Annotated in this window: 29 protein-coding genes; 8 read left to right on the top strand and 21 right to left on the bottom strand. The window is 55.8% G+C overall.

The window, feature by feature from the left end; genetic code table 11:
• Positions 1-91 precede the first annotated feature (91 nt).
• The 15 genes from HFN16_RS05190 to HFN16_RS05115 all read right to left on the bottom strand — a co-directional run bounded on the left by HFN16_RS05190 (position 92) and on the right by HFN16_RS05115 (position 11,854).
• Complete coding sequence (locus HFN16_RS05190; RefSeq protein ID WP_168889699.1) at positions 92-721, bottom strand: lactate utilization protein; 630 nt, start codon at positions 719-721, stop codon at positions 92-94.
• A gap of 14 nt (positions 722-735) precedes the next feature.
• On the bottom strand, positions 736-1,218 hold the full coding sequence (gene rnhA / locus HFN16_RS05185; protein WP_168889698.1) for a ribonuclease HI: 483 nt from the start codon (positions 1,216-1,218) through the stop codon (positions 736-738).
• Positions 1,208-1,726: a hypothetical protein gene (locus HFN16_RS05180; protein ID WP_168889697.1), complete on the bottom strand. Its 519-nt coding sequence runs from the start codon at positions 1,724-1,726 to the stop codon at positions 1,208-1,210. The genes rnhA and HFN16_RS05180 overlap by 11 nt, the downstream gene beginning before the upstream one ends.
• 76 nt (positions 1,727-1,802) lie before the next feature.
• Complete coding sequence (locus HFN16_RS05175) at positions 1,803-3,002, bottom strand: ABC transporter permease (protein ID WP_247648445.1); 1,200 nt, start codon at positions 3,000-3,002, stop codon at positions 1,803-1,805.
• A gap of 336 nt (positions 3,003-3,338) precedes the next feature.
• Entirely contained in the window at positions 3,339-4,052 is a 714-nt protein-coding gene (locus tag HFN16_RS05170; protein ID WP_168889695.1) for an ABC transporter ATP-binding protein, read from the bottom strand.
• Positions 4,053-5,141, bottom strand: a complete 1,089-nt coding sequence (locus HFN16_RS05165; RefSeq protein ID WP_210772235.1) for an efflux RND transporter periplasmic adaptor subunit — start codon at positions 5,139-5,141, stop codon at positions 4,053-4,055.
• 2 nt (positions 5,142-5,143) lie between these two features.
• Positions 5,144-5,623 (bottom strand): YkgJ family cysteine cluster protein, encoded by a 480-nt coding sequence (locus tag HFN16_RS05160; protein WP_168889694.1) that lies wholly within the window; start codon positions 5,621-5,623, stop codon positions 5,144-5,146.
• Positions 5,624-5,626: 3 nt separating this feature from the next.
• Positions 5,627-6,994 (bottom strand): phosphomannomutase/phosphoglucomutase, encoded by a 1,368-nt coding sequence (locus HFN16_RS05155; RefSeq protein WP_168889693.1) that lies wholly within the window; start codon positions 6,992-6,994, stop codon positions 5,627-5,629.
• Positions 6,995-7,342: 348 nt separating this feature from the next.
• Positions 7,343-7,684 (bottom strand): hypothetical protein, encoded by a 342-nt coding sequence (locus HFN16_RS05150; RefSeq protein ID WP_168889692.1) that lies wholly within the window; start codon positions 7,682-7,684, stop codon positions 7,343-7,345.
• A 548-nt stretch (positions 7,685-8,232) separates the two neighbouring features.
• On the bottom strand, positions 8,233-8,550 hold the full coding sequence (locus HFN16_RS18885; protein WP_247648444.1) for a hypothetical protein: 318 nt from the start codon (positions 8,548-8,550) through the stop codon (positions 8,233-8,235).
• Between the two features lie 66 nt (positions 8,551-8,616).
• Positions 8,617-8,931 carry a hypothetical protein gene (locus HFN16_RS05140; protein ID WP_168889691.1) on the bottom strand — a complete coding sequence of 105 codons (315 nt, stop codon included), beginning with the start codon at positions 8,929-8,931 and terminating at the stop codon, positions 8,617-8,619.
• Positions 8,903-9,439, bottom strand: coding sequence for a hypothetical protein (locus HFN16_RS05135; RefSeq protein WP_168889690.1), 537 nt, complete (start codon positions 9,437-9,439; stop codon positions 8,903-8,905). Before HFN16_RS05135 ends, HFN16_RS05140 begins: the two co-directional genes overlap by 29 nt.
• A gap of 51 nt (positions 9,440-9,490) precedes the next feature.
• Complete coding sequence (locus HFN16_RS05130) at positions 9,491-9,934, bottom strand: hypothetical protein (protein WP_168889689.1); 444 nt, start codon at positions 9,932-9,934, stop codon at positions 9,491-9,493.
• A gap of 517 nt (positions 9,935-10,451) precedes the next feature.
• On the bottom strand, positions 10,452-10,844 hold the full coding sequence (locus HFN16_RS05120; RefSeq protein WP_168889687.1) for a hypothetical protein: 393 nt from the start codon (positions 10,842-10,844) through the stop codon (positions 10,452-10,454).
• 257 nt (positions 10,845-11,101) lie between these two features.
• Complete coding sequence (locus HFN16_RS05115) at positions 11,102-11,854, bottom strand: transporter substrate-binding domain-containing protein (RefSeq protein WP_168889686.1); 753 nt, start codon at positions 11,852-11,854, stop codon at positions 11,102-11,104.
• A gap of 161 nt (positions 11,855-12,015) precedes the next feature.
• Here HFN16_RS05115 and hflK point away from each other — a divergent pair, with 161 nt between their 5' ends.
• The 3 genes from hflK to HFN16_RS05100 all read left to right on the top strand — a co-directional run bounded on the left by hflK (position 12,016) and on the right by HFN16_RS05100 (position 14,973).
• Positions 12,016-13,095 (top strand): FtsH protease activity modulator HflK, encoded by a 1,080-nt coding sequence (gene hflK / locus HFN16_RS05110; RefSeq protein WP_168889685.1) that lies wholly within the window; start codon positions 12,016-12,018, stop codon positions 13,093-13,095.
• Between the two features lie 15 nt (positions 13,096-13,110).
• The gene (hflC, locus tag HFN16_RS05105) at positions 13,111-13,962 is read left to right on the top strand and encodes a protease modulator HflC (protein ID WP_168889684.1); all 852 of its coding nucleotides are present in this window, start codon (positions 13,111-13,113) and stop codon (positions 13,960-13,962) included.
• 288 nt (positions 13,963-14,250) lie between these two features.
• A complete protein-coding gene (locus tag HFN16_RS05100) occupies positions 14,251-14,973 on the top strand; it encodes a S24 family peptidase (protein ID WP_168889683.1) in 723 nt (240 codons plus the stop codon).
• A gap of 72 nt (positions 14,974-15,045) precedes the next feature.
• Here HFN16_RS05100 and HFN16_RS05095 read toward each other — a convergent pair whose 3' ends face one another.
• On the bottom strand, positions 15,046-15,873 hold the full coding sequence (locus tag HFN16_RS05095) for a nitroreductase family protein (protein WP_168889682.1): 828 nt from the start codon (positions 15,871-15,873) through the stop codon (positions 15,046-15,048).
• A 97-nt stretch (positions 15,874-15,970) separates the two neighbouring features.
• A complete protein-coding gene (locus HFN16_RS05090; RefSeq protein ID WP_168889681.1) occupies positions 15,971-16,561 on the bottom strand; it encodes a TetR/AcrR family transcriptional regulator in 591 nt (196 codons plus the stop codon).
• A 147-nt stretch (positions 16,562-16,708) separates the two neighbouring features.
• Between HFN16_RS05090 and HFN16_RS05085 the strand changes: the two genes are divergently transcribed.
• The 5 genes from HFN16_RS05085 to HFN16_RS05065 all read left to right on the top strand — a co-directional run bounded on the left by HFN16_RS05085 (position 16,709) and on the right by HFN16_RS05065 (position 22,210).
• Complete coding sequence (locus HFN16_RS05085) at positions 16,709-17,275, top strand: flavodoxin family protein (protein WP_168889680.1); 567 nt, start codon at positions 16,709-16,711, stop codon at positions 17,273-17,275.
• A gap of 142 nt (positions 17,276-17,417) precedes the next feature.
• The gene (locus HFN16_RS05080; protein ID WP_168889679.1) at positions 17,418-18,695 is read left to right on the top strand and encodes a diguanylate cyclase; all 1,278 of its coding nucleotides are present in this window, start codon (positions 17,418-17,420) and stop codon (positions 18,693-18,695) included.
• A 20-nt stretch (positions 18,696-18,715) separates the two neighbouring features.
• Positions 18,716-20,023 carry a diguanylate cyclase gene (locus HFN16_RS05075; protein WP_168889678.1) on the top strand — a complete coding sequence of 436 codons (1,308 nt, stop codon included), beginning with the start codon at positions 18,716-18,718 and terminating at the stop codon, positions 20,021-20,023.
• Between the two features lie 81 nt (positions 20,024-20,104).
• Entirely contained in the window at positions 20,105-20,989 is an 885-nt protein-coding gene (panB, locus tag HFN16_RS05070) for a 3-methyl-2-oxobutanoate hydroxymethyltransferase (RefSeq protein ID WP_168889677.1), read from the top strand.
• A gap of 252 nt (positions 20,990-21,241) precedes the next feature.
• The gene (locus HFN16_RS05065; protein ID WP_168889676.1) at positions 21,242-22,210 is read left to right on the top strand and encodes a hypothetical protein; all 969 of its coding nucleotides are present in this window, start codon (positions 21,242-21,244) and stop codon (positions 22,208-22,210) included.
• Between the two features lie 6 nt (positions 22,211-22,216).
• On the opposite strand, the gene HFN16_RS05060 is transcribed toward HFN16_RS05065, so the two are convergent.
• Genes HFN16_RS05060 through HFN16_RS05045 form a run of 4 tightly spaced genes read right to left on the bottom strand, consistent with a single transcriptional unit; the run spans position 22,217 to position 25,733 of the window.
• Positions 22,217-23,578, bottom strand: coding sequence for a sensor histidine kinase (locus HFN16_RS05060; protein ID WP_168889675.1), 1,362 nt, complete (start codon positions 23,576-23,578; stop codon positions 22,217-22,219).
• A gap of 8 nt (positions 23,579-23,586) precedes the next feature.
• Positions 23,587-24,816 carry a radical SAM family heme chaperone HemW gene (hemW, locus tag HFN16_RS05055; protein WP_168889674.1) on the bottom strand — a complete coding sequence of 410 codons (1,230 nt, stop codon included), beginning with the start codon at positions 24,814-24,816 and terminating at the stop codon, positions 23,587-23,589.
• 3 nt (positions 24,817-24,819) lie between these two features.
• The gene (locus HFN16_RS05050) at positions 24,820-25,185 is read right to left on the bottom strand and encodes a hypothetical protein (protein WP_168889673.1); all 366 of its coding nucleotides are present in this window, start codon (positions 25,183-25,185) and stop codon (positions 24,820-24,822) included.
• A 2-nt stretch (positions 25,186-25,187) separates the two neighbouring features.
• Positions 25,188-25,733 (bottom strand): epoxyqueuosine reductase QueH, encoded by a 546-nt coding sequence (locus HFN16_RS05045; RefSeq protein WP_168889672.1) that lies wholly within the window; start codon positions 25,731-25,733, stop codon positions 25,188-25,190.
• Positions 25,734-26,035: the final 302 nt, after the last annotated feature.

Below are 26,035 nucleotides of genomic sequence, written 5' to 3'. Positions count from 1 at the left end.
TACCGTTATTCGTGGCGAGGCGCAAGGTTTGGGTGGAAAGAAAGCCTTTTTAGGGACGGGCGATGAGCCTCCATGACAGAGGCTCAATACCCTATAATCCAAGTTCCTGATTGATCAGCACGACCCTGATGCGATGCTTGGGCCAGCTCTTTTCGGTGATCGTCCAGACGTTGCAAATACGGTCCGGGCTCTTGCATTGCATACACTTGCCCGTCTTGGCGCAGGGCGTCTTACTGTTGTGCCGCTGCGCATTGAGGGGGGCGGCCACTTCGCGGATGCGCTTCACGGCCGCGTTCACGTCCGGCACAATCTTGTTGGCGCCCACGGTGATGATGACGTTGGTGGGGCCGAAGACAATGCCGCCCACGCGGTTGCCCACCATGTCGAGGTTCACCAGCTTGCCGTCTGCGGTCAGGGCGTTGGTGCCCGTGAGGAACAGATCAGACAGGAGCGCCTCACGGCGTCGCTGGATGATGGTGGGCCGGTCAACGCCCTTCTCAAAGGTGTCGATGAACCGGATGGCCGGGTCGGCACGGAAGGTGTCGAGCACGCCGGTCTCCATGAGGGTCATGGAATCGCCGTAGGAGACCACTTCGGGGAAGATGTCGGGAATGATCTCCGCGAGGATGATCTCTGCGGCGTGTTCGGTGTCATCGGCCAGATACGGGAGGAAGTTGTTGGTCTCCAGACTGGCCAGTGTTTGTTCGATGAGTGCGGACATATACGGTCTCGGACCTATTCCTCGGTGTCGTCGAGCAGGTCGGAGCCCTGAGCTGCACCGCGAGCGAGGTCGTCCACGCGCTCGTTGAGCAACTGGCCGGAGTGTCCCTTGACCCATTTGAAGTCAACATTGTGCTTCTCGATGAGCGGGATGAGCTGACGCCACAGGTCCTGATTCTTGACCGGCTTCTTGGCAGCGGTTTTCCAGCCGTTCTTGAGCCAGTTTTTGAGCCAGTTCTTGGTGATGGCCTGCTGCACGTACTTGGAGTCGGTCCAGAGCTCCACGTCGCACGGGCGGGTCAGGGCGTCGAGGGCCACGATGACAGCGCGCAGTTCCATGCGGTTGTTGGTGGTGTTCTTGTATCCTTGGGCGAGCTCCTTGTAGTTGGAGGCATCCATGCCCTTGTACTCGTCGTGGATGAGAATGGCGCCGTAGCCGCCGGGACCGGGGTTTCCGAGGCAGGAGCCGTCGGTGTAGATGATGACTTTATTGCTCAACGGGAGTCTTTCCTTCGTTCAGTTGTGTGAGTTTGTCGTATATCCTGACCAGCACCACCTGTATTTCCTGGGGCCAGTCATTGTACTTGAATGAGGGGAGGAAGTTTTCCTCCGTAATTTGCTTGATGAAATCGTCGCCCAGCGCCTGACGCATCATGGGCGGGAAGCGGATCTCCACCACGTCGATGGCCGGGGCCAGACCGATATACAGTGTCTTGGAGTCAAGATCCGGGACCACGAAGTCGCCGCCGTAGATCTGAATCTTGGAATCCATGCCGAACTCGGACTTGAGGGAGCGGGTGAAGGAGATGATGAACTTCTTCTGCGCCTTGTCCAGCGTCTTGGTCTCGTCGTAGACCGCGGCCTCCTGATTGAGTCGTTCCACCACGCGTTCGTTATTCTTGGTAAAGGCCCAGATGACGGCCGCAAATACCAGCAACAAGGCGATGGAGCGGATGGCCTTCTCCTTGGGGCTTTCGCCATGCACTTTGGGTATGGTGATTCTCATGGGTAATCCTTTGTCCGTCTTTATGCGGACTTGCATTATCTATCGTGGGTGGAGCTTTCGTGCAAGTCCGAGGCTACTACCCATCACCGCGCAGTGCGTGGATTGGGTCGAGATCTGCGGCCTGTTTGGCGGGCTTGAGGCCGAAGATGATGCCGATGGCCTGTGATCCGGCCAGGGCCATGAAGAATGCCTTCCAAGAGAACTGGATGGTCAGGATGTCCAGCCGCGACAGGAATTGGCCGAGTCCCAGCCCAAGGAACAGGCCGAGGACGCCGCCCATCATGGTCAGGGCGCAGGCCTCCACGAGGAATTGGAGCATGATGGAGGATTTGCGCGCGCCAAGGGCTTTTTTCAGGCCGATCTCCTCGGCCCGTTCGCTCACGGAGATGGAGAAGAGGTTGGCCAGCACGAAGCCGCCCACCAGCATGGCGATGGTGGCAGTGACGCCGAGGAAGATGGTCAGGCCGCCCTTGAACATGGCGATGAATTTGAGCACCTCGTCTGCCGTCAGGATGGTGAAGTCGTCGTCTTCGCCATCTTTCAGGCCATGTTGATCGCGCAGCAGGGAGCGCAGGTTGTCAACATGCGCGCTCATGTAGTCCGGCTCGTAGAACTTCACGCGCAGGGCCCGGAAGTATTTCCGGTCGAGGTTGTACCGCTGCATGAGCGTGGACAGCGGGATGATGATGCGGTTGTCGATATCCCCGCCGCCGCCAGTGGTGAAGCCGCGGTAAGAGAGTCTGCCGATCACCTGAAACGGGATGTTCGAAATATAGATGACCTTGCCCACGGGCGATTCGTCGCCGAACAGTTCCGTGGCTGGTTTGTCTCCCAGCAGCGCAACCTTGGCGCCCTTGGCTTCATCCTCGTCGGCGAGGTCGCGTCCCTCGGCCAGTGGCCAGTTCCACGCCTTGCTGTAGCCGCTGGTGGCGCCGATGATCAGGACATCCTGATAGTTCTGGTTGCCATGCTTTACGGTCTGGCCGCCCTTGGCCCGCATGGGGATGACCGTATACGCGCCCGGCAGTGAGTCCTTCACCCGTTTGGCGTCCTCACGGTTGAGGGTCAGCGTGCGCATGCCCACGGCCCGTTTCATGAAGTTGCCGCCAAAGATCAGGGCCGAGTCCGGGCCGAACATATCGACGATTTCCATGGCCTTTCTGTTCGCGCCATCCACCGCCGTGACGATGAGGGTGAGGCTGGCAATGCCCAGAGCCACGCCCAGCACAACAAACAGCGATCGGAGTTTGAAAGCCCAGACGGCTTCAAACCCCATGTTCGTTATCCTTGTGAGCAGGCGTGGTGTCATTAAGAATGCCTCCGGCGGCTGGGGGAAGGGGAGGAAAAACCCTTTGAGAAGGGTTCTTTCCTCCCCTTCCCCCAGACCCCCATCCCCTCCTTTTCCCAAACTTTTTGTATGCGCATCCGCGCGGGTGGAGGTGAGGTGGGAGTTCGCCTTGTGTCTCGTTATGACCTGCGGCCGAGGCAGGTCTGGTTATAAAAAATCAGCGAAGCCACAAAGGGATGCAAGGGCGCGAGTCCTTGCCCGCCGGAGGCGAAATCACCCGACAATCGCCGCGCAGCGGCATCCCTTCCTGCCTTTTTTACCCTTCTATCCCCGTATATCATCCACGATCACGCCGTCGCTCAACCGGATGATGCGCCCGGCTTCCTTGGCCACGTCTTCGTCGTGGGTGACGAGAACGAGGGTCTTTCCGGCCTCGTGCACGGTGTGGAAGAGCTTCATGATCTCAGTGGAGGTGGCGGAGTCGAGCTGGCCGGTAGGTTCGTCGGCGAGGACGATATCCGGCTCGTTGAGCATGGCGCGGGCCATGGCAACGCGCTGCTGTTGCCCGCCGGAAAGTCGTGACGGCCGGAAATCCATGCGGTCGGCCAGACCGACCTGCTCAAGGAGAGATTCGGCGCGGGCCTGCAACTCGGCCCGAGGCTTGCCGGAATAGAGGCCGGGCAGGATGACGTTCTCAAGGGCCGTGGCATAGGGGATCAGGTAAAAAGACTGGAACACGAACCCGAGGGAGAGATTGCGCAGATCGGACTGATGGTCGTCGTCGAGGGTGGCGGTGTCGCTGCCGAGCAGACGATACGTGCCGTCGGTGGGACGATCGAGGAGGCCGATGATGTGCAGGAGCGTGGACTTGCCTGAGCCGGACGTGCCCTGCAACGAGATGAACTCCCCCTTGTCGATGGACAGGGTGATGCCTTTGAGCACTTCGATGCCCGGCAGCTCGCCGTTGTTCTTGGCCTTCTTGTCCGCGACCTGGGAAAAGGTCTTGGTGATGCCCTTGAGGTCGATGGCAGAGGACATCTACTTGCCCTTCTTCTTGACCTTGGTGCCGGGCAGGACCAGCTGGGTGGCGACCTTGTCACCCTGCTTGAGGCCGCTGAGCACCTCACTCATCTGGAGTCCCTGCAGACCGAGCTCAGGCTGTACCTCGCGCGGCTCTGCCTTGGCATCTCCCACCACGAACACGACCTGTCGGTTGGACACCCACTTGAGGGCGTTGTTCGGGATGGCGAGCACGTCCTTGCGGGTCTCGACGATGATCTTGCACTGAGTGGTCATTTCCGGACGCAGAAAATCGGCCTGCTCGCCGGTGACACGGACCAGTGCGCGGTAGTAGACGATGTTGTCACGGATTTCCGGCTCGGGATAGATGCGGTCCACGGTGCCTTCAAAGGTCTTCTCGCGGTAGGCATCCACGGTGTAGCGCACGGGCTGGCCGATCTGGACACGGCCCACGTCGGTCTCGTCGATGTAGATCCACATCTCGAGACGGGTGGGGTCGAGGACCGTGATCAGGTTGGAGACGGACAGGCCGGAGACGATGGTCTCGCCTTCCTGCGCTGCCACCTGAGAGACCACGCCGTCGATGGGCGAATAAATCTTGGTGTAGGAGAGCTGGACGTTGAGGGTCTGGAGCTTGGCGCGGGCAGAGGCCACGGAGTGGCGGGCCATCTCGGCGTCCTGCTGGGCCTGGTCAAGGGAATCCTGCGGTTCGAGCTTCTTTCGCACGAGGGTGCGCTTACGCGGCAGGTTCTTCTCCATGTAGCGGAGTTTGGCTTCATTCTGCCGGAGATTGGCAGTGGCCTCGGCGATACGGGCGCGGAGTTCGCGGGAGTCGATCTCGGCTACGAGGTCGCCCTTCTTGACGTGATCGCCCACCTTGACGGGAACGGTCTGCAACACGCCGGTGGCCTGTGCGCCGATCTTGACCTGCGCGCCCACCTGCGCCTTGACGATGCCGGTGGCCTCCAGAATCTTGGAGACGTCGGCGCGTTTGATGACCGCGGTGTCGAGGACCTTGATCTTGTCGGCCTTGCCGGATTGGGTGAAATACCAGACGCCACCGCCGGTGAGGAGCACCGCTATGAGAATGAAGATGAGCTTTTTCATGTCTATCGCTTCTTTTCGGCCTGTTCGATTTCCTGATCCAGTACCTTGGAGAACCGTGGGGCTCGCAAGGGCTTCTTTCGGGTGAAAACGTCGCGGAACTTGATCGATTTGAATCGGTAGCCGCATTCCGGTTCGATCCACGCACCTTGGTAATATATCGATTTGGACGGATAATTTCTACATAAAGAGAGCCTGTCTTCATGACATGAGCAGGTGCCGTCCTCATTCTGCAGTTTGCAGCCGAAGAGGAGGTGTCCTTTCCCGTCACGGCCAAGAATGCGGAACCGTTCGTATTCGGGCTCCTGTTCACAGATTTTCTTGAACTTGCGCTTGCTGGTCAGCCAGTTGCCCTGGTCCTGGATGACGATGTCCTGACAGCATTTGCCACACATGTGGCACTGGCCAACGATTTCCACCTCGCGCCGCAGGATGAACGTGCGGAGACTGCGGAACATGCCGGTGAAAAAGCGCAGGGTGTCCAAGGGTTAGCCTCCCAACTCCTTGATCCAGGCGAGGATGGGTGTCTCCATGGTGTCGCGGATTTCTGCCAGCCGGGCTTCGGACTCGGCCTCGAAGCGGAGCACCAGCGCCCCCTGTGTGTTGGAGGCGCGGCACAGTCCCCAGCCATCGCCGAACTCCACGCGCGCGCCGTCCATGTCGATGACTTCGTAGCGCTCCTTGAAGTAGGTCTGGGCCTTGGCCACCACGTCGAACTTGATGGCCTCGGGGCAGTCCATGCGGATTTCAGGGGTGTTGTAAGTGACGGGCCAGTCTGCCAGATAGTTGGACAGGGGCTTGTCGGTCTTGGACATGATCTCGGCCAGCTTGAGTGCGCCGTAGGTGGCGTCGTCAAAGCCGTGGTAGCCGTGGAAGAAAAACATGTGGCCGGACATTTCGCCGCCGATGGCTGCGCCGGTCTCGATCATGCGGCTTTTCACGATGGAGTGGCCGGTGATGCACATCTCGGCCGTGCCGCCGTGGTCTTCCACGTCCTTGAAAAGCAGATGCGAACACTTTACGTCCGCCACCACGCCTGCGCCGGGGAGTTCCTTGAGCAGGTCGCGGGCATAGATGGCCAGCAACTGGTCGCCGAACATGAGGCGTCCGGTCTCGTCCACGGCCCCGATGCGGTCGCCGTCGCCATCCAGTCCGATGCCAGCCTCGGCACCGACTTCCACCACCTTGGCCTTGAGGTCTTCCACGTACTCCTCCACCACCGGATCAGGGTGATGGTTGGGGAAATTGCCGTCCGGCTCGCAGTAGAGGCGGACCACTTCGGCCCCGGCAGCTTCGAGGATGTCGGCGGTCAGATCGCCGCTGGTGCCGTTGCCGCCGTCCACCACGACCTTGACCGGGCGCTCCAGCTTGCAGCGGGAGAGCAGGTCTTCCTTGTAGGTGGGAATGATGTCGTGGCGGGTGATGAGGCCGGAGCCAGAGTCATACTGGCCGGACTCGAAGATGCGGAAAATTTCCTGAATGGCCTCGCCGTGGATGGTGGTGGCGCCGCCCCACACCTTGAAACCGTTGTACTCGGGCGGGTTGTGGCTGGCCGTGATCATGATGCCGGCCTGAAAATTGAGATGCTTGGCCGCGAAGTAGAAGACGGGCGAAGACACGCGGTCCAGACAAATGACGTCCAGCCCGGTCTCGGCCAGCCCCTCGGCCATGGCTGCCTGATAGGCGGGCGACGAGGCCCGGCAGTCATGCCCCAGCAGGGCGCGGTCCCACCCCTGCTGGCGGAACCATGTGCCGCAGGCGCGTGCCAGTTGCTTTACCCACTCGACGTCAAAGTCTTCATCCACAAGGCCGCGTATGTCGTATGCACGAAAGATGTGCTGCTTGATAGGTTTCATGGCCGCAGTGTGCCTTGTGAGGGGGAACAATTCAAGGAAAGAGAATGAAAGGAGGTTTGGGTGCTCCTTATTTTTTGTTGTCTTTGTTTTTACGAGAAGGAGAGCGGAGAAACCAGAACGCTATAGGAATGGCAATTCCTAATATTATGAATAGATAGGAAACCCATGGGAATACCGAATGTCCCCTGACCTGATAATTGTCTGTCGCAATCATGTGGCTGCCATTAAAAACGAAAAGAAGAGCTACGATCCATTCCCATAATTTTACTCGCATATAATCCCCAGTACAGAAGCTACGTTTGTGACTCGTCGCGTTGGTGTCGTTGTCCGTCATGAAGCTAGGTTTTGTTAATTGAAGCCTTTTTCTGAGAACAGAGCTACAGCATAAACCTTTGTCATAAGTTCATTGATAGGCTGTGAGCGGTACGCTGTGTCTTCCAAGGCCTCTGCGAGCTTTCCTTGAAGTACAACAGACTGGTCAACTTCGTTGACTAGTCTGCATTTTACTACTTTGTCTTCTTCGAAATATAATTCCAACTGTCTACCATCAAAATCATAGCCTACAAAAAGAGAGTCCATGACGTCGTAGTGTTCCAAGTAGTTGCTCAGGTTGTCTTCGGAAAGAAATACGCTGAGATCATGGCCTTCAAAGACGAAGATCGGAAATATTGGGCTAGAGTGAGGGGTCATTTGTCTTCCGTGTGTTTAGAGTTGGGAGATTTGTAGAGTCTTACTTCGAAAATAATTAGAGGCAATGCAAACAAAATACACCCAAGCCCATTCCGACAGAGTATTGTCCTGATAAGAGCTCCCTTCCAACGGAAATAATAGCTATCGCGATTAGGGTTGATCCGCGTAGTTTTTTGGCTTTAAAAGCCATAATTCAAAAAATGTCCTTTTGGCGTCATCGCCGCCTGTATCGCCCATGGGGTCGGGGGCGGTCCAGCGAGCCGTGAATGGGTCGTAGCCTCGCCAGACAGTGGGCGGGATCAGAAAAGCCGCCTCGCCTAGTAGGCAAGGCGGCTTCTGTTATTGATCATCTTTGTTTTTATGAGAAGGAGAGCGGAGGAACCATGTTGTAACTGGAATGGCTACACCAGCCAAGATCAGCGCCCATGCGAATAGTGTGGGGTACATTATTGGTACACCATAATGGTGCATATTGTCGTTTAACAAACCGAATGTCCCCGCGACTATGAAGGTTATTCCTAGTCCTAATTCAGAAAATTTTACACGCATTACTTTCTCTTTTTGAAGTCGTCATATTCGTCATATGCTTTTCGCGCTCCGTTTCCCCAAAATCCAAACCAGGACAATGGAGGAGGGCCTGGATCAAATGCACCAGACGCAAAGTCTACAGCACTTTTGGACCCTGCCGCCAACTTATCCGGGTTACGCATCACTGTTGCAGCGGTAGTTGGTATTGCTTTCGCAACTCCTGCCATGCCTGCTGCAAATGGTAACAGGAAAGCAAACAACCCCAACGGATCCACTCCATTCACAGGGTCATCCAGACAATACCCGTACCAGTCGTCATCGCCGCCAGCGTCGCCCATGGGGTCGGGGGCGGTCCAGCGGGCCGTGAATGGGTCGTAGCCTCGCCAGACAGTGGGCGGCTTTAGTTATTGATCCTCTTTGTTTTTACGAGAAGGAGAGCGGAGGAACCAAGCAATAGGTATTATTGATATTCCTACGAAGGCATAGGCATAAGCAACCCACCCATAAATTGGCCATCCTTTGAAGCTATAATCTCCGGTTACTATCATGCCTACCCCATGAATAGTCATGACTAAGCCAATAAATATCTCCCATATTTTAATTCTCAAACGAGCTCCTTTATCTGTCAAAATACCAGTCGTTATCGCCGTAAGCGTCGCCCATGGTGGCGGTTGTGGTCTTGTGCTAGGGTTATTGCGTAATCCGTAGGTCTTCATCATAGCATTCATCAAATTTCGAACTGTAGTTGGGAGCAATGACAATAAAAGTGTTGTCTTTGTGCTCTTGTAAAAAATCAAAGGGTTCCGTTACCTCAAGTCTGAGGACAAGGTCATCGGAGGCCTTTGGGAAAGGTAGATCGAAAACCATTAGCTTGCATATTGAAGCTCGCTCATTCCCAGTCCATTTTTGTGCATGTACAGGTTGGGTGATTCCATCTGCAATTACGGTCCCTTCGGATATGAATTGATAGGCCAACTGCCCCTTGCCTTCATATCGGGAGTCTAAAGCCTCTCTTCCGGGGATGGCTATGCTTAAATCATAACAAGTATTGAATTTGTGCTTTAATGGAAGTGTTGTTTGCTTACCCTTAGAAGTGACATCAAAGGGTACATCTACGATGTTTGCGTAGAATGACTTGGATGCAAAGAAAGCCTGAAATTGATTCGTATTATATAGATATATTGCACACATAATTAGTGGTATTATGAATAGTGCTGCCTTTTTCATAATGACTCCATAGCGGGCTAAGACGAATTGTGGTCTTAGCCCACATTATTGTTATCTCATTTTGTCGCCACGATAGAGTAGTTCGTATCGATCGCGAAGTCTGTCAGCGTAGTCCTGACAATTGTTCTTGTCCCCGCCAATACCGCAGGTATTGTAAATCCCCAAAACAGTTGTCTTCTGTGCGCGTCTCATTCGTTTGTCATCATAGTATTTATTTTCAAGTTGATAATTAGAAATATCTTCTTGGGTCATTTGTCCTCTTTCTCCGAGTCCAATATTGTCACCACTTCCGTCTTCATAGAATCCATGTTCATGCTTAGGCTCAAGGTTGACTTTGTCAGCAATGGAGCCGTCCGCACTAATGGCGTGCCAACTCTTGGGCAGGAAACTCAGAGGCCGCTTCCCAAATCTAAACAACCCCAACGGATCCACTCCATTCACAGGGTCATCCAGACAATACCCGTACCAGTCGTCATCGCCGCCAGCGTCGCCCATAGGGTCGGGGGTGGTCCAGCGGGCCGTGAACGGGGCGTAATTTCAAAATAAGAGTGAAATGCCGCCTTACAAAATAGATAAGACGGCATTTGCGCATTTTGCGAGATAGAGGGCGAAAGTACTACACACGTATACGATTGAGAGTCCTCTATTCAGTGTTGTTCAATCTATGCATACAGAAGAATGAGATCCTTAAAGGAAATATTCTTCAGAGAGTATAATAAGTTGTCTACTAAAAAATAATGCAAAGATGTTCAATCGTGTGCTCACTTTGACTCTCACTAAGTTCTTTGAGTTTATATCATCAATATGGCGATGTAAGCCGTAAATACACTTGTTGTGAGGCCGAGGATCGCCAGTAAAAGTTTTTCGATTGGATTATATCCCTTTTCAAAAAACAAAAATCTTCTCAAAGAGAATGGACGTAAATCGATATTGCGTGTTTTGTACCAATCGCAGAGGAACATTATCCCTCCAACCATGCAAACTGCACTGTTAAGTAACAATACGATCTGTCCTACCATGAATTGTTCTCTCCATCTTGGAAACGTTGAAGCAACATGTTGACGCCTTCAGTCGTAGTTGATGAGCTTGTGATTGCGCCAAGTTTGCTTGCATTTTTGACTGGTTTAATTGGTATTGTTTTAGGGGCAGATATCCGACCAATGTTCTTCCCAATCTTTTCTCCGAATCTGCCACCAATAGCACCTGCTGTACCACGAATTGAGGCGGCAAAAACTTTGCCACCATCTTTGATTGTGCCCTTTTTGATCAACTGATTTCCTGCTTCATTCATTGCGGCTGATCCGCCACCAAGTAGAAGCGTGGTCGCAAGTCCTCCTCCTAAGGTACTCGCTGCTCCTGTTGCGGCTCCGAGCCCAACGGATTTGGCGAAGTCGACGGTACTCATCGGGCCGTCTCCGTAATTCCATTCGCTCCAATTGTCATACGCATTGGAGGCCTCCGGCAAAGCCGAGAGGAATGCGGAAGGCCGGATTGGTGTCGAGCAGAACGTTGCCGAACGGATCAAACCGGGTTTCCTTTATCACGTTGTTGGACTCGTCGGCAACTACATGAAGAGGTGCAACTGTTTATAATGCAAATAGAATTTATGAAGCGCACAGAGGCGCGAAAGGTGTGGAATCAGGTGTTGACGGGCTTTGCCGTCTAGTCGCTGACGTCGGTGATGCCGTACTGTTCCTTGAGGCTGTCCACCAGCTGCTTTTCCTGTTGCAGGAAGTCGTTGAACTGCTTCAGCACTTCGGGGTGCTTGATGGTAGAGAGGTGATAGCTGCCCTTGCGGTAGGGGAGGGATTTGTCGAACAGGATGTCATCCTGTGCGTTGATCTCTTTCAGTTGGGCATTGGCTACGGCGATATTGGCGTAAAAGCCGTTGATGCGTTCGGAAAGCGTCATGCGGGCCATGCTCTGTATATTTGTATTGGGCGCGAGTTTGACCTGATTTTCGTCGAGCCCTTCGAGGTGACGTGACGGGTCGAAGCCGAAGATGATGCCCAGCGTCTTGAGATGGGTTATGCCTTTGCCGAGGTCCTTTTTGTTGACAAGGATGCCGTCCACAAAGTCGCAGACCGGGGAAGAGTATCGCAGGTTGGTCCTTTTCTTGATGTCGACTCTCCAGTGGGGATTGTCAGGGAACTTGAAGTCCAGTTGTCTGGTCTCAATGAACTCCTGATAAAGTCGCCGCACCGGGAGGGCGGTATATTGGAACTGGTAGTCGTGGCGCTTGGCAAACGCGTCAAGCAACTCGCGGGCAAAGCCGCTGTACTCACTGCCCTTGCCGTTGAAATACGGCATGTAATCGATGCCCTCCACACCGATGGAAAACCATTTCTCGCTGTGGGCAGTCGTGGGCATGCATATGATGCAGCAGAGGGCTAAACCAAGAAAATATCGAAGCACGAACCCCCCTTTCGAATGTCTTCATGGCGGTCGCGGAAATGTGTGTCTCCGGCGTTGTTGCCAGTGTGACATATTTTTCAGTGGAGAGAAATGTACCACCTGTCCTGTTTTCACCGACTTTTCTTGACCTGATTCGCCATAGAGCCTATTTCACAGGTATTATGAATTGGGATTGGGACAAATTACAAAAGCAGCAACAAGGGCGCCCCGGTGGCGGCAAGCCGCCGAGCTTCGATGATTTCCAGGAGCAGTTTGACAAATTCAAAGGGTTCAAACTGCCCGGATGGAAACTCATCCTTCCTCTCATCATCGTCCTCTGGATAGCTTCGGGCTTCTACATTGTAGAACCTGACGAAGTGGGCGTGGTAAAACAGTTCGGCGAATTCAACCGCATCACCACTGCGGGCCCGAATTACCACATCCCCTATCCGGTGGAATCAGTCGTGACCCCCAAGGTCACGCAGATCCGTCGTATCGAGTTCGGTTTCCGGTCCACGGGCCGGGCCCGTAGCCAGGCCTTCCAGCAGGGCATGAGCCGCGAGGTGCCTGAAGAGGCGCTGATGCTCACCGGTGACGAAAACATCGTATCCGTGCAGTTTATCGTCCAATACATGATCAAGGACGCCAAGGAATACCTGTTTAATGTCTATGATCCGACCAAGACCATTGTTCACGCAGGCGAGGCCGCCATGCGCGAGATCATTGGTAAGGGTAAGATTGATGACGCTCTGACCACAGGGAAACAGGAAATTCAGGTCCAGACGCGTGATCTAATGCAGGAGATTCTCGACTCCTATCAGACCGGCATCAGCATTGTTGCCGTGCAGATGCAGAACGTGCATCCGCCGGAACAGGTTGTTGACGCGTTCAAGGATGTCGCCTCCGCTCGTGAGGACAAGAGCCGCTTCATCAACGAAGCCGAGGCCTACCAGCGCGACATCCTGCCCAAGGCTCGAGGCGAGGCTTCTCGCATTATCAATGCGGCCCAGGCTTACAAGGAGTCCAAGGTCCGTCAGGCAGAAGGTGAGGCTTCCCGCTTCCTGGCCGTGCTCAAGGAGTACAACAAGGCCAAGGACATCACCCGTCGCCGTCTCTATCTCGAAGCCATGGAGGGCATCCTCCAGAACCCCGAGATCGAGAAGCTGATCATGTCGGATGAGGCCCTGAAGAAATCAATACCGTACCTGCCCCTGGGACAGCTGCCGCGTCAGAACGCCGTTGCTCCCAAGGCGAAACAGTAAGGCAGGTGGTGTAATATGAAATCGACTACCATCGCACTCATTCTCGCTGTCCTGATCGGGGCCATTGCCCTGACTCAGTCAGCATTTACCGTGGACCAGACCGAAAAGGCCATCGTTATCCAGCTTGGCCGCCCGGTGTCCGACAAGGCGCTCGGCCCCGGTCTGCACTTCAAGCTGCCGCTGGTACAGAACGTGGTCTACTTCGACGCACGTATTCTGGACTTTGACGCCAAGCCCGAAGAAATCACCACGACTGACAAGAAGTACATGAACGTGGACTCCTACTCCAAGTGGAAGATCATTGATCCGCTCACCTTCTATACCAAGGTGCGGACCATTCAGGGCGCGCAGGCCCGACTTGACGATATCGTCCGTTCCCAGCTGCGCGTTGCCCTCGGTCGCTACACCCTCATCGAGGTTGTGTCCCACAAGCGTCAGGAGATCATGGAGGCTGTGACCACGCGCTCCAAGGAGCTGCTCCTGCCCTACGGCATCGAGGTGGTGGACGTGCGCATCAAGCGTACCGACCTCCCCGCCGAGAACGCCCGCGCCATCTTCGGCCGCATGAAGGCCGAACGTGAACGTCAGGCCAAGCAGTACCGCTCCGAGGGTCGAGAAGCCTCTGCCAAGATCAAGGCCCAGGCTGACAAGGAACGTTCCATCATCCTCGCCGACGCGGACAAGAAGTCCAAGATCGTACGAGGTGAGGGCGACGCCCTGGCCACCAAGATCTACGCCGACGCCCTCGGTCAGTCGCCGGAATTCTACTCCTTCACCCGGAGTCTTGAAGCCTATACCAAGGGCTTCAAGGACAATTCCCGCTTTATCCTGACCCCCAAGAGTCCGTTCCTGCAATATATGCAGTAGTCTAATTTAGTCATAACCCTGTGAAATATGTGCGGTCTGCTTCGGCAGGCCGCACTTTTTTTGATTTTGTTGACTAAATTAATCAACAAAGGGCTTGACAGAAGTGGGGCTTTCTCCCAAATTGGCCGGGAGATTTTCCCGGTTCACCCTGAAAGCGTTGGTGCGTCTATATCGACGACAAGTATTAAACCGGGTTTTCAAGTTAAAAAAACAGGTTAGTCGTTGACTAGCGAATAAAATACTGCATACTGGCGAAAGAATGTCAGAATGCAGAAGAGAGGACCCCTGATGCCTAAAAAGAAGAGACAATGCGACGAAGCGCAGCTGAAATGGTTCGAGGAAGCACTCGAACGTATCAAGAAGGCTACCGGCGCCCGCACTCAGGTGCAGCTCGCCGAAGTCCTGGATGTGCGCCAGTCTTCCATCTCTGATGCCAAGCGCCGTTGTTCCATTCCTGCTGAATGGTTCCTGAAACTGTACCGCAGCCACGGTCTCGACCCCGACTGGCTGGGTGAAGGTACCGGCACTCCCTATATTGATTCCGGTAAAGGCAAGATCGCAGCCGACACCCTGCTGCGTGAAAGCCCGGCTCCTTATGGCCGCATGAACTCACGCGGTCGTGTCCTGCCCGTCTCCACCATGGCCGGTGCAGACAAGGACGCCGATGCTTGGTCTCCCAAGGCCATCGAAGAACTGTCCGTTCCCGAATCCTTCTGCCGCCCCAAGCTGCAGGTCGTGAAGATCGACTCCGGCAGCATGGAGCCGGTCATCGGCAAGGGTGCCTTCGTGGGCATCGACACCGATCAGAGCGAACACCCGGACGGCGACCTGTGCGCGGTTTACTTCCCGCACCAGGGCCTGACCATCCGTCGCGTCTTCATGCAGGGCGATTCCTTCCTGCTCAAGGCCGAGAACGAAAAGTACTCCGACCTCACCATCCCGGCTGCCGAGATGAGCGAGCGCACCGTGGGCCGCGTGGTCTGGGTTCTCCAGAACCTGTCCCCCATGTAGAGCACACGATAGAGCAATGAAAAAGCCGGGCAGGTTATCCTGCCCGGCTTTTTTTGTGTCTATTGTCGGGATTTACGATGTTACCTTGTTCACACCGCCGCCGGGGCGCTGGACCGTGCGGTGATACTTCACTGCGGGTTTGCCGAAGGCCATCATGTAGGAGACTTCGTGGTCGGCCGGGATGCCGAGGAGCTCGATGGTTTTGGGGGCCACCATGGTCATGGACCATTTGGCCAGACCATCCCAGACCGTACCGATGCCGTGGCTGTTGGCCAGCATCTCGAAGTAGGTCATGGCGATGATGCCGTCCACTGTGCCGGATCGGTTTTCCGTGGGCGCGGAGGTGACCAGAAAGTGGGGCGCGCCGCGGAAGAGGACGTCAATCCCTTTGGTTTCGTAGGCATCAGAGATGCCTTTGAACAGCTCCATTTCGGGCGGCAGCTGGTCTGCGTCAACGGCGGCCTTGAGCTCGGCGTAGGCCGAGGCCCGCACCTTTTCCATGACCTCCAGATTATCCACAACTGTGAGGAGGGTGGTCCTGCGGTTCATGCCTGTGGGCGCCATGCGCACGGTCTCGAGGATGGAGTCCAGCAGTTCGCTGTCCACCGGCTCCTGCTTGTAGCGACGGGTGGAGCGTCGGCCCAGAAGAAGATTCTCCACCTTGACCGGGTCGGGCAGGTTGCCCTTGAGGGATCGGGAGTCGGCCGGGTTCAGCCCGAAAATGGAGAGCGCACCGGGCTTGCAGACGGCAAGGCAGTGCTGGCACTGGATACACATTTCAGCCCTGTCCGGGTTGACCACAGGGTATTCATCGACCATGTCGAGGATCATGTACGGACAGTCGTTGACGCACTCGCCGCACTTGATGCACAGGTCCTTATCTACATTGAATTGAAGCATGCTCACTCCTTGGATGCTTGAATCATTGAGTGATCCTTCATACCAGCTTCGCTGATTATTGGAAGGAGTTACCTCAAGGTAACCATGGCCGGAAGGATCAGTCCTGCTCGCCGAGCATGGACATGATGATTTCCATGAGCATGGCTGTGACCTCGTCTTTGTTCAGTGGCAGGCAGGCTCCGGATATGGAGTAGCCTTCGAGGTAGGGAAGCAGGAGGCTCGCTGCCTTGGCCGCGGCTTTGTCATCGGCCCCCATATGGGCAAAAGTCCCTGACAGGGTTTCGGCGAGTTCGGCGTAATACCCCTTCATATAGGCATCGACTTCCTCGTTTCGGGAAGCGATAGCCCAGACCTCACGGAAAATCATGCATATCGCTGGCGCGGTGTCGTTCACCAGCATGTATTCGAACATGGCCGCAACCTGTTCCCGTACGGACTTGCCTGCGGACTTTGCCATGTGATCTCTGAAGCTCGCTGCGCATTCCTCGAAATAATAAGCGACCACTCCCTTGAGGAGCGCGTTCTTGTTCTTGAAATAATATTGGACGTTGCTCAGAGACATCTCCGCGCATACGGCCACCTGACGCATGGTCAGACCGTGGTCGCCGTGGTCCCGCAACAATTGCAGCGCGCAGGCAATGATTCGCTGTACTTTGGGATTCTTCAGTTTTTCCAGGTCTGCACCCATGTGGTCTTCTTCCTCATTGTTCGAGTTCGATAAAAATGTGAGTACGCTCCTTGACAGCCTAGGTCAAGCGACCTAGTTGTTTCCTGACAGCGACTAGGTCGTATGACCTAGAGACGTAAAGCACCATCCATTCATCAGGAGAACACAATGAAATTGATCAACATCATGGGAAGTCCGCGTAAGCAAGGAAACAGTGCCCGTATTGCCAATGCATGTGCCGAGGAGGCCGTGGCGCTGGGGGCAGAGGTAGAAAGCCACTACCTGAATACCCTGACCTATCGCGGATGTCAGGGGTGTGAGAAGTGTCACGGGGACAACGATAAGTGTGTCCTGAAGGACGACCTCACCCCTCTCTTGGACAGCATGCACGACGCTGACATCGTGCTTCTCTCCAGTCCTGTCTACTACGGTGATACCTCCGGCCAGTTCAAAACCTTCCTAGACCGCACCTGGTCCTTTGTTGACGTGGATTATAGTCGGGATTTCCCCTACGTGACCCGACTGCCCGAGGGAAAGAAGATGATCTTCATCCTGACGCAGGCGGACGTTGAAGGACGACACGATGATGTGATCGAGCGGTATTCCGAATTTTTCAAGCTGTATGGATTCGATTTCAAGGTGGTTCGCGGGTATGGACTGTATACTGCCGGGGATGATGTGTCCGCCACTATGGAAACTGCAATCGGACATATCCGGGAGTTCATGGGACAATAGATTCCTGAAAGAAACACAGGCAACGAAATGCCGGGCGCCAACACGCCCGGCATTTTCCTTTATGGAAATATAAGAGACAAGCGGACACCAACTATGTAGGATGGATTACTACGAAAGATTACTATTTATGAGAAGGTAAGCCATGGCCGTGACGCCCACCGTACTTATTGTTGAAGACTCCAAGTTCTTCGCCTCCATGTTGAGCCGCCGTATTCAGGACGAGCTTGGCTACAAGGTCGACTGGAAGTCCACCTATGCCGATGCCGTGAAGATTATCGATTGCTGCCGCGATAATTATCTGGTGGCCCTGCTTGATCTGAACCTGCCCGATGCTCCCAATGGCGAGATCATTGACTACGCGCTGCAAAAGGGTATCCCCTCCATCGTGTTTACGGGTAACTTCGATGTGGAGCAGCGGAACAAGTTCGTGACCTGGAATCTGGTGGATTACATCCTCAAGGACTCCAACGCCTCTGTCGAGCTCCTGCTGTCCACCATCAAGAGACTCCACAAGAATCGCAGCACCAAGGTACTGGTGGTGGATGATTCCAGAACATTGCGAGATTCTGTTGCTATGTTGCTCAGGACGCAGCTTTTTCAGGTGTTGGAGGCTGGCGATGGAGTAGAGGCTCTTGAGGTGCTGGAGGAGAATCCGGACATCAAGCTGGTTCTGACCGACTATGATATGCCGCGGATGGACGGCTTCGACCTGATTCGCAAGATCCGGGCCGAGCACTCCAAGAACGACCTCGCCATCATCGGCATGTCTGCCAGCGATGAAGAGGTGCTCTCCGCCCGCCTCATCAAGACCGGGGCCAACGACTTCATTCCCAAGCCGTTTCATATCGAGGAGTTCCACGTCCGCATCAACCACGCCGTGGAGATGCTGAACAACATCGAACTCATCCGCGACCTCTCCTACAAGGATCCGCTCACCCGTCTGTATAACCGTCGCTATTTTTTCGAGAATGCGGACAAGTTCATTGAACGATCCACCAAGAGCGGCAAGTCCCATTGCGTGGGCATGCTCGATATCGACTTCTTCAAGAAGGTCAACGATACCTACGGCCATGACGGTGGCGACGAGGTGCTCAAGATGGTCTCTGCCATTGTGGCCGAGCACTTTTCCGAAGACGCCATTGTCAGCCGTTTCGGTGGCGAGGAATTCTGCGTGCTGGTATCCCATGCCCCCTCGGACAACATGGTCGGGGCCTTTGACGGGCTGCGTCAGGGGGTGGAGCGAGCTTCCATCCAGTACGAGGGGCAGGAGGTCAAGGTGACCATCAGTGTGGGCATCTGCTGCGAACCGCTTGAACTGGAGGCCATGCTCAAGCTGTCGGACAGTCGTTTGTACACGGCCAAGGAAGGTGGCAGAAACCGGGTGGTCGGCGATCCGCCGAGCCCCAATGTGCGTCGCTAGGCAGGGGTTAACAAAAGAAAATGACTGAGCTTTTGAAATCCTGTGCGCTGTCGGACGGCAGCAATCGAATTCTGGTCCTCGAGACTAATGAAGAACTGGCGGAAAGCATTGGCCTGGCCTTGATCCGTGATGTCGGCTTGCCCATGTGTCTTGCCTCTTCGGTTGAAGAGGCTGTGGCCTACATCGAAGATTTTCCAGATAATATGGTGGCGGCTCTGGTGGGCTTTGAAGATGCCGGGGCCAAGTCTCTGCTCGATTGTCTGACGAAATTTCAGGTTCCGGCCGTCGTGTACGGTAGTGACTTCACTGATGATATCCGGGGGAAACTTTCCACGCTGAGCATTGCCGATGTGGTCACTGGAGAGGGTGATAAACTGATTGCCGAGGTGGTCAGTTCCGTGGGGCGCATGGTTCATAACGAGGAAGTCACCATTTTGGTGGTGGACGACTCCCGCTCCATGCGCATGGCGCTTGTTCGATTTCTGACCAATCGTCACTATCGCGTGGTCGAGGCGGCAAATGGCGTCGAGGCTATGAAGCTCCTGAATCAAAGGCCGGACATCAAGCTGGTGATCACGGATAATGAAATGCCGGAGATGGACGGCTTCTCGCTGGTGCGTGAAATCCGGAAGACCTACTCCAAGGAAGATCTGGCTGTCATCGGCATCTCTGCCAAGACCAACTCAATGCTCTCCGTGAAGTTCATCACCAACGGAGCCAACGACTTTCTCCAGAAACCCTTCGTCAAGGAAGAGCTTTACTGTCGCGTAGACCACAACGTGGACATGCTCCAGCGCATCGAGATTATTCGTGATCTCTCCTACAAGGACCCACTTACCCGACTCTGCAATCGCCGTTATTTCTTCGAGAACGCCGAGGAGTTCCTCGAGCAGGCGCGTGAGAACGGGCAGGTGGTCTGTGCGGCCATGATCGACATCGATCACTTCAAGCAGGTCAACGACACCTACGGGCACGATGCCGGTGACGTGGTGCTCAAGTCCGTGGCCACCATCATTGCCGATCATTTTCCGGAAAATGCCATTGTCAGCCGTTTTGGCGGCGAGGAGTTCTGTGTGCTCAGCATCCACGACTCCGCCCGGGGCGTGGCAGAGCTCTTCGATGACATGCGCGATGCCGTGGAGCAGGCCGAGACCGAAGTGGACGGGCTTGATCTCAAGGTGACCCTCAGCGTGGGACTCTGCACCGACCGGGTGGACCTTGGCTCCATGCTCAAGCTGGCCGACGGGCGCCTCTACATGGCCAAGGAGTCAGGGCGCAACAAGGTCGTTGCCCGCACTCCCGGCGGCCTTATCCGCGACAGAGGCTAGGCCTCAACAATTTGCTCGTATTCGTGTTAATTTTACCTGCACTTGCTTGACGCACTTCGTTGAGGGTCATAACTTCATGGGATGAGCACAACCAAAGTCTCCACCCCCGCGTCTCAGGCCAAGCCCGTGACTGCGCCCGATATTCAGGCGCGCAAGAACGGTGAGAAAATCACCTGCATGACTGCATACGACTATGCTACTGGAACCATTGTGGATCAGTCCGGAATGGACCTTGTCCTCGTGGGCGATTCCCTTGCCATGGTCGTACTCGGACACGAGGATACCCTTTCCGTGACCATGGACGAGATGATCCATCACGTCCGCGCCACCAGCCGCGGTGTCAAACGTGCGCTCCTCGTTGCCGACATGCCCTTCATGTCCTACGCCACCGTGGATGACGCACTACGCAACGCGGGCCGTTTCATCAGCGAAGGCCGCGCCAAGGCCGTGAAGCTCGAAGGTGGCGTGTCCGTGGTGCCGCAGATCGAGGCCATTGTGGCCGCAGGTGTCCCGGTCATGGCCCATGTCGGGCTTACTCCGCAGCACGTTGCCCGTTTCGGCGGATTCAAGGCGCAGGGCAAGTCCGTGGAAGCTGCCAAGGCGCTCCTCGAAGATGCCCAGGCCGTGGAAGCAGCCGGCGCCTTCTGCGTGGTTCTCGAAGCCATCCCCGTAGAAGTGGCCCAGCTCATCACCGACGCCCTGACCATTCCCACCATCGGTATTGGTGCGGGGAATGTCACGGACGGGCAGATTCTCGTCTACCATGACCTGCTCGGTATGTTCGATCGCTTCACGCCCAAGTTCGTCCGTCAGTATGGGCAGCAGGGCAGGGAAGCGGTGCATTACATGGAGCAGTATTGCAAGGATGTTCGCGCCACCCGTTTCCCGGGGGACAAGAACACCATTTATATGACCGACGATGTTGCCGCTCAGGTGCGCAAGATCAAGGTGAAGAAGCGGAAGTAAGAGGCGCTTGCCAGCGGGGCCGCCTCGCCGGCGGGGCGTCTCCGACGGCTTAAGAACCTTTTGTAAAAGGTTCTTAAGAATCTCCAAAACTTTTTATCGCTCGCTTCGCTCGAGGTTCTCGGGTGAGGTAAATTGCTCTAATTGATAACCCGCGCCGGAGGCGCATAAGCGGGATGCAAGGGCGCGAGTCCTTGCCCGCCGGAGGCGAAGTCATCTGACATCGCCGCGAAGCGGCATCCTATTCTGATTCTCATGCTCGATCTCACATGGCCTACACTTTGGAACGGCTTGTTCTACCCGCTGCTTCGGTTGACCTTCTTCATATCGATTGGTCTGTTCGTTGGTAATCTTATTGAATCCCTGCACTGGACCCGGTACGCGGCCAAACTGGCTGACCCGCTGGCCCGTCGTGCCCGCCTGAAGGATATCAGCGCGGCCGCCTTTTCCATGGCCTTCTTCTCGGGCGTCACGGCCAATACCATGCTGTCCGAGGCTCATGAGAAGGGGGATATATCGGATAGGGAGTTGATCCTGTCCAACCTGTTCAACTCGTTGCCGACCTACTTTCTGCATCTGCCGACCATCTTCTTCATCGCTGCCCCGTTCATTGGCGAGGTGGCATATACGTACGTCGGCCTGACTGCGTTTGCCGCAGTGTTGCGGACCATGGCCATTACGTTTGCCGGGCGGTACTTGCTGCCGCCGCTGCCTGAAGGGTGCCTGCCATGTCGTCTGGATGAGATGGAGGCCAAGCGCAAGAAGGTGAATGCGGTCAAACAGACGTGGACACGCTTTAAGAAACGCCTGCCCAAGATTTTGAAGATCACCCTGCCGATTTACACGCTGTTCTTTGTGCTCAAACAGCTCGGCATGTTCACGTGGTTGCAGGATTCCATGTCCTCCAATGTGGGCTTCTTTTCCTTCCTGCCGCCTGAGGCGCTGGGCATCGTAGCGTTCCACATGGCTGGTGAATTCACTGCCGGACTGGCCGCGGCAAGCGCGCTCATTGCCGACTCGCAGCTGACGTCCGTCCAGATCATCCTGGCGCTGATGCTCGGCAATGTGCTGTCTTCGCCTATGCGCGCCTTCCGTCACCAGTTTCCGTACTATGCGGGTATCTTCAAGCCGCGCATGGCCATGAAGCTCATCGTGCACAATCAGGTGCTGCGCGGTGTTTCCATCGCGCTCGTCGGTGTGGTGTATGCGGTGATTGTCGGGTAGCAGCCGCTACTCGACCGGGATGGAATCGAGTTTCCAGCTTGCGCGGATAGTGGTTCCACAACCGGGGTTGGAGTCGATCTCCAATGTGCCGCCGGACATCTCTGTGCGCTCCATCATGCTGGTCAGGCCGAGGCCGAGGCGTCTGGCCGGATAGCGTATGGTCGTGGCCGGATCAAAGCCCACGCCCGTATCCTTGATTTCCAGCATCAGCCGGGAGTTCTCCCGCTTCAAACCTACGGTCACGGTGTCAGCCTGACTATGCTTGCCCGCGTTGTACAGGGCCTCCTGCGCCAGTCGGAAGACCTCCACCCGAAGGTGCTCGGGGATGTCCTCTTCCTGCACGGCGATGTCCTTGTAGACCGAGAGCGTGGTGTAGATGTTGGCGAAGTCGGCCATGAATCCGCAGAGGGCGGTGATGACGCCGAAGTCGCGCAGGGTGGGTGGATAGAGCGAGGTCTGCATGGACCGCATCTTTGTCACCACTTCCTGCGTCAGCTTGGTGGCGCTCTCCAGTGAGCGCTGCAAGGCCTCGGGCGCATCGTCATCCAGCAGGTAGAGGGCGTTTTCCACCCCCATCTTCACGGCAAGAACGGGTTGGGCCAGCTCGTCGTGAATCTCTTCGGCTATGCGCTTGCGTTCATCTTCGCGGGCTTGGAACAGCTTGGAAGAGAGATGCTTGAGTCGCTCCTGATTCTGCTCCAGATCACGATAAAACAGAGTGGCGGAGAGGTTGTCGGAGATGCGGCCGGAGAGGTCCTGGAACATCTGCTTTTCTTCGTCGGTCCAATAGCGCGGCACGGCGCACTGGTGCAGCCCCATGAGCCACGGTTTGCCTGTCTTGGGATAGAGGGCGATGAGCAGGGCGGATTTTGCCGCAGCCTTGCGCGCCGCTTCGGGGATGTCTTTGACGACACTCTCTTCTCCAAGCGGCACCGGCTTCTGCTTTTTGAGGGCCAGTCGGGAGTTCTCGGCCAGATCCGGCGTGGTCGGCATGAGCTGGTCCCGCGCCATGGGGATGGGATGTTCCGCCGAGGTGGAGCGGTACGGCACATGCCAGTGCGGATCGTCCGGGTCGCAGGGATACATCAGCCACGCCTGATCGCATTGAAAAATGGATCGGATGACACCCAGGAGGGAGTCCATCATGTCATCCAGATTGTCGGCGTTGCGCCGCGCCTCTTCGAAGAGGGCGATGTTTTCGAGATACTGGAGCTCGCGCCGGGCTTCGAAATCTTCCGGGGCACGGCCCAGTTGTTCGCGCATTCGGAGATTCTCGAGCCGCTGCAGCCGCAGTTCGTAGAGCAGCTCGCGTCGGTTCTTGCCCTCGTCGTCCTGAATGCGACGGGTCATTTTCTCCTGAATGTCCATGGCAGCTCCTACTCGAATGCCAACCGTTGGATGATGACGTTGGACACGAGCATACCGTTTTTTGTCAGGCGCAGAAAGCCGTGGCTGATGCGCACCAGATTTTCACGGTGCAGGGCGGTGATGAGCGTTTGCTTGCGCTTGATGAGGTCATGTCCCGTGCGCTTCTTGTACTCATTGAGGTCAAGCCCCCTGGAGGTGCGGAGCGAGAGCATGACCATCTCGGCGAGCAGATCGGCATCCGTCAGCTCCTCGAAATCATTACCCACGAGACCGCCACGAACATAGGCGTCGTATTCGTCCATGTAGCGCGGGTTGTTGAAGCGGCGCTTGCCAATGGTGGACACGGCCGAGGGGCCGAGGCCGAGATAATCGGTGCCGTCCCAGTAGCCGGAGTTGTGGACGGACATGAACCCCATGCGGGCGAAGTTGGAGACTTCGTAGTGGAGGTAGCCCATGGATTCGAGATATTCCGCGCCGTAGATGAACATGCGACCCTGTTCCTTTTCCGAGGGCAGGGGGAAGTCGCCGCCTTCGGAGCACATCTTGTGCATGACCGTGTTCTCTTCAAGGGTCAGGTTGTAGGCAGAAATGTGTTCGGGCCGGAGGTTGGCCACGGCGGCAAGCTGGTCGATCCATCCCTTGAGCCGCTGCCCGGGCAGCCCCCAGATGAGGTCCACGCCGATGTTGCCGAATCCGGCGCGGCGAGCCTCGTTGAAAGATGACAGGGTCATGGAGGCGTTGTGCGGGCGGCCCATGGTGTTGAGGTCCACGTCGTTCATGCTCTGCATGCCCAGCGACAGACGGTTGAAGCCCATGGAAATCAGTGCCCGGAAATAGCTGACGTCCTGTGCCGAGTCCGGGTTGGCCTCCAGCGTGACCTCCATGTTGTCGGTCATCTTGAAGTGTTTGTTGATGGCCTTCATGATGTGATCCAACTGCTGGAGCGGGATCAGACTCGGGGTACCGCCGCCAAAATAGATGGTGGCGAGCTTCGGCTTCTTGAGCCGCTTGCCCCACAGGGCGATCTCTTGCAGCAGGAGCTTATGATACCAGGCAAAGGTCACCTGATTGAAGGCCTGCGAGTGGAAATTGCAGTAGTGGCAGCGCGATTGGCAAAACGGTACGTGAATGTAGAGAAGGATGCCCTTCTTGCCGGGAGTGGCCAAGCCGTTCTTTTTGGTGCCTGCCGAGGGAAAGGCGGGCTTCACCGGGGCATCTTCGCCGTAGATCTTGCCCATTGTCTAGTCCCTGATGCGGTGTTCGCGGTGGATGATGAGGGCGCCCCATGTGAGGTAGACGCCCACCGTGCCCTTGAAGATCATGAGCAGGATATTCGGATCGGCGCTCATGGTCAGTGAGGTGAAAGAGTCATAGAGATAGCCGGACCCCGTCAGGATGAGGACCAGTATGGTCATCAGGGTGGGGATGTGACGCCGCTGGTGCGTGAACCACGCCAGCGTGGTGTAGACCGCGATGGTCAGCAGCCCGAAGCCCCAGCCCTGCCCGTCGATGCCGTCGGAAATACCCATGGCAAACGCGACCGCCACAAAGACCAGCAGGAAGGCCTCTCGGCGAAACAGGAAGGAAAAGCGTTCAACGGCGGACATGGCTATTTGTTCAACTCCTTCTGGAAACGTTCGTTCTCGCTGTACAGGCAGCCGCAGTATTGCTGGCGATAGATACCCCACTCCTTGGAGATATCGATACCGTCCTGCCAGCCTTCTCGGAAGTCATGGTAGAGGAACTTGGTCTTGGCCGATTCCAGATCATAGCCAAGGGCCGTGATTTCCTTGTGCTTCTGATACTTGGAGTAGAGAAGCGTGGTGGTGAAAAAGTCGAAGTTGCCTTTCTTGGCGATCTGGGCCGTGCGTTCCAGTCGCTGCGCATAGCAGTGAAAACACCGGTTGTTCTCCCGGTAGGCCACGGCGCGGAACCACTCCTGCGGCTTGTACTCGTTGTCTTTCACGATGACGTTGATGCCGAGCTTTTCAGCCACCTCGAGGCAGCCTTCACGCCGTTTCACGTATTCCTGCAACGGATGGATGTTCGGATTGAAGAACAGTCCGGTGACGTCATAGCCCTCATCCAGCAGCGTCTTGAGTGTGGTGATGGAACAGGGACCACAGCATATATGTAATAATAGTCTTTTGCTCATAGGTTTTCTCCTGAAACTACGGAGGAGGCCAGTTTGAGCGTCTTGTGAGGGTTTGTAAAGTATAATGGAGGTTGGGGGAGATAAGGAAGGCCGCCCGAAGCGGGCGGCGACGTTACTGATTTGATCCCTGCCGGGGGCGTCCTGCGCGGACGGCGGTTCTTTCTTGGCTGAGCCGCCCCAAGAAAGAACCAAAGAAACGCGGCTTTCCCTGCTTGGCCGCCTCGTGAGTTCTCGCCAAGAATCTGATCCAAATAGAATGCCTTGCATCGTGTTGCGCGACGTTCGTCGCTGCCGATTGCCAG

Source organism: Pseudodesulfovibrio sp. zrk46 (assembly GCF_012516435.1).
Classification (GTDB): domain Bacteria; phylum Desulfobacterota; class Desulfovibrionia; order Desulfovibrionales; family Desulfovibrionaceae; genus Pseudodesulfovibrio.
The sequence above is the reverse complement of the archived record's forward strand: the minus strand, read 5'-3'. Positions and strand labels throughout refer to the sequence as shown.